Here is a 1,328-nt window from a genome sequence, read left to right on the forward strand (position 1 = left end):
CATCATGAACTATATTAATCTTTTCTATATTAGGTTTCATTTATCACTTAAATTATTTATTTCCTTATATATTATTATATCCTATTATCATTTTTCTTAAACAAAAATGACTATAATTTCAATAAACTATAGTCATTTTCTTATATTATATTTTTGATTCCTAAAGTATATTTCAATTCCATCTCTTTCTATTTGTGTTTTTATATTTTCATTTAAAGAATCTAAAAACACAATGTCACAGGAGTATATTCCTATTACTTCATCTATCTCCTCTACAATGGTTCCCTTACTTTTTCCTGTATAACTTATACATAAATCTATATCAGAATTTATATTTTCAGTACCCTTTGCCCTTGAACCAAAAAGTATTACTTTTTCTATATTATTATTACTTTCAAAATAGTTAATTAAATCCCCATATACTTTTTCATTTATTCCATACATGATTATAATATCCTCTTTAAAATATTATTTAATAATTCTTCTATAGCATTAGTATAATTGTTTACTATATTATTTTTAATTTCTTCATAATCATGTTCATCATAAATATGTGCTGTAGAATTTCTTGATACCAATATATCATTCCATATATCTATATCACTTATTAAACCTTCTTTAAAAGCCTGTTTATAACAACCTCTAGGATTATTTATATCTAATCCAGAAGCTTTAAATATTTTAGATAATAATTTCCATGTTAAATCCTCTAAGGTTTCATATTTTTTTATAATAGAATCTCTATATACTTCTACAGTTATATCATCAGGATTTTCTATACTCTTAAAATTTTCTATAATATTTTTCAAATGAACCAACATTCTATATGTGTGATTATATGTTAATCTTATAGATTCATCATATTTATCTAATATATTACTCATATTAAAAACCTTTCTAACTATATTTATTCTTTAGTATTATTTTACCACATATGTTTATTGTTAAACATAAAATTTTATAATACATTCTATAAGTTCGTTTATTTCTGCTGAAATATCCAGCATTAAAGAGTAAATATATTTTGAGTGTGCACTATTGTTTGAATATATCACCTTCTTTATATTTTTTCTTTTGATAAATTTCTATATATTATTATATCCTATAATTACTTTTTCTTAAATAAAAATGACTATAATTTCAAAAACTATAGTGATTTTTTATATATTTTTGATTATATTACATCTTCTAAAATTTGCATCCTTAGGTCCTTGGCGAAGGAAGAATGACTGTACTTACTGCATATGGAAATTTATTCTACCCTGGGTTGCTTACGAAAGAGAGAAACGACTGAGTTTGCTACATTTATTTCTATGAGTTTTGAAGGA

At 22.6% G+C, this 1,328-nt stretch carries 2 protein-coding genes; both read right to left on the reverse strand.

What is annotated here, in order from left to right:
- Nucleotides 1-132 precede the first annotated feature (132 nt).
- A complete protein-coding gene (locus tag A500_RS05535; protein ID WP_016206600.1) occupies nucleotides 133-444 on the reverse strand; it encodes a nucleotidyltransferase family protein in 312 nt (103 codons plus the stop codon).
- Between the two features lie 2 nt (nucleotides 445-446).
- The gene (locus A500_RS05540; protein ID WP_016206601.1) at nucleotides 447-884 is read right to left on the reverse strand and encodes an HI0074 family nucleotidyltransferase substrate-binding subunit; all 438 of its coding nucleotides are present in this window, start codon (nucleotides 882-884) and stop codon (nucleotides 447-449) included.
- Nucleotides 885-1,328 lie beyond the last annotated feature (444 nt).

The sequence above is a fragment of the Clostridium sartagoforme AAU1 genome, from assembly GCF_000401215.1.
GTDB classification, from domain to species: Bacteria; Bacillota; Clostridia; order Clostridiales; family Clostridiaceae; genus Clostridium; species Clostridium sartagoforme.